This window comes from Aquimarina sp. 2-A2 (genome assembly GCF_045505135.1).
Lineage (GTDB): Bacteria > Bacteroidota > Bacteroidia > Flavobacteriales > Flavobacteriaceae > Aquimarina > Aquimarina intermedia.
The window spans coordinates 1-1,415 of record NZ_JBJKFI010000015.1 but is presented as its reverse complement, the minus strand read 5'-3'; the positions used below and the strand labels follow the sequence as shown (position 1 = coordinate 1,415).

The window sequence follows — 1,415 nt, the reverse complement described above, 5'->3', positions numbered from 1 at the left end:
AAGTACAGAAGGTTATGCAGAAATTGCTTTTGAAAAGGCAGGGACGTATGAGCTGATCATGAAAACAACCATTGGCGTATGTGAAGCTTTCGCTACGAAAACTATCGAAGTACATGCCGCCTCTTTTGATAAAAAAAATAATGGAAACTCCGAGCTGAGTCTTTATCCCAATCCCTCACAAGGAGATTTTACAATCGACCTGACCTTTGAGAGAGAAGCACCGGTGGATATCAAACTGTTCAGCATGGTAAATAATACGTTACTTTACTCCGCATCCAACACAGGGAGTAAAGCGTATACCATCCCGATCAGTCTTAAAGGAAACTTAGCAACAGGAGTATACCTCTTACTTATACAGTCTCCTGAAAAAAATTATGTACGAAAGATTGTGGTGGAGTGAATTTTAAACTATTGATGTTATGAAGAAGGTTTTATGTTTTTTAGTGTTTTTAGCTTGTTTTGTTAATTATAGTCAAAATAAGTTATATGTCATTACTGATGAATCTCCTTTTGATGAACATATTGCATATCTAGAATCTGAACGTATATCTCAATTGAGAAAAGGTATTTTTTATCGGGATTATACTCAAGGTGTATATAATATTTCTTCGACCTCTGCTAATGTAGTAGTCAATGTAGTGCTGGGATATAACGATGATCCAACAAACGCTGACTGTGGGGGTTCTTGTGGGGGGTTTTCTTGGTACTGTACTTCTGAAATGTTAGATCTTAACAAAACTATACAAATCATGGAGTCCAATGAAAACCTTGACAACTCCAATGCGTCTGGGTGTGGTGGGTTGTTCAATCATTTTTCAATTTTGCTGCCGATCATAGAACCTACTAATTATACAATTTGCGATGAGATAGAAATTTTTGAAACTTATCAAGGTAACACTATTACATCACCCCACGTAACTTGGCAGTATTTTGATAATATTGTTAGTAATGATTGGGTAGACATTCCACGATTCAAAAATTTATTTCCATTGAATAAAAGTGTAAAAGAGATTTTTGGTGATAACTACTCAAATTATTTTTCAGGAAATTTACAATTAAAATACAAAATTAGTGCTTCCTTTAGTACTACAGCCTTTTATTCAACATCGCGTACCATTACTATTACAAACTGTTCCCCTAAAGTAGTTAACGTTTATCCCACTAAAACGAATTGCTCTGATAGTACCGATGGCGGGTTCGTCTTAGAATTAGATAGAACTATTGAAGCTACTGATGCTTTGACTTTTGATTTATTTATAGTTGATAATGACGGCGCGAACGTTTTGGAAGTAGATCCAGAAGTTATTGCATATCGTGATGAAATAAAATTAATAGGTGGTAAATATTATTATACCTGGCCCAATTCTTTGAATATCGGAAGGTATCGGGTACAATTCCAGACAAATTCTTCTGCA

The 1,415-nt window shown here is 35.1% G+C and carries 2 protein-coding genes; both read left to right on the top strand.

The window, feature by feature from the left end; all coding sequences use genetic code 11:
- A partial coding sequence (locus ACJRPK_RS17440; protein WP_407141671.1) for a T9SS type A sorting domain-containing protein occupies positions 1-400 on the top strand: 400 nt, incomplete at its 5' end.
- Positions 401-419: 19 nt separating this feature from the next.
- On the top strand, positions 420-1,415 hold a 996-nt coding region (locus ACJRPK_RS17435; RefSeq protein WP_407141670.1), incomplete at its 3' end, for a hypothetical protein.